Origin of the sequence: Bacillus pseudomycoides DSM 12442, assembly GCF_000161455.1 — a bacterium.
Classification (GTDB): domain Bacteria; phylum Bacillota; class Bacilli; order Bacillales; family Bacillaceae_G; genus Bacillus_A; species Bacillus_A pseudomycoides.
Genome location: NZ_CM000745.1, coordinates 4,912,616 through 4,913,355, shown reverse-complemented (window position 1 = coordinate 4,913,355; position 740 = coordinate 4,912,616). Strand labels below are relative to the sequence as shown.

1 pseudogene is annotated in these 740 nt (G+C 40.8%); it reads left to right on the top strand.

What is annotated here, in order from left to right:
* Positions 1-740: pseudogene (locus BPMYX0001_RS24935) on the top strand (N-acetylmuramoyl-L-alanine amidase family protein); the annotation flags it as partial.

Here is a 740-nt window from a genome sequence, read left to right as displayed (position 1 = left end):
AGCAACAAGAACAATCTAAACAGCAAGATCAGCTATTACCTGAGCAAAAACAGCAAGAACAAAAGACAATACAGCAAGATATAACAAAGCAGCCTGGAACAGCAGGTGTAAAAAGTGAGCAACCACTAGGTACTAGTGAAATAGAAACGAATCAACCTACTGTTAAAACAGTACAGGCAGCACCTAAAACACAAGTAGGTTGGGTGAATAGAGATAATAAGTGGTATTATATTCAGCCAGATGGAAAACAGAAAACGGGTTGGCTGCAAGAAGGAACTACTTGGTACTATTTGCAACAAGATGGGGCAATGAAAACAGGCTGGTTGAAAGAAGGGACAACCTGGTATTACTTGCAAAGCAATGGAGCAATGAAAACGGGCTGGTTACAGGAAGGGACAACCTGGTATTACCTGCAAAGTAGTGGAGCAATGAAAACGGGCTGGTTGCAGGAAGGAACTACTTGGTATTATTTAGAAAGCAATGGAGCAATGAAAATAGGCTGGCTACAGCTTGGAGATAAAAAATATTATTTAGAAAGCAATGGAGCAATGAAAATAGGCTGGTTGCAGCTTGGTGATAAAAAATATTACTTCGAAAGCGATGGAGTAATGAAAACAGGTTGGCTGCAGCTTGGGGATAAAAAATATTATTTAGAAAGCAGCGGAGCAGCGAAAACAGGTTGGCAGTCAATTAATGGAGCATGGTACTACTTCAACGGAAGTGGAGCAATGCAAACAGGC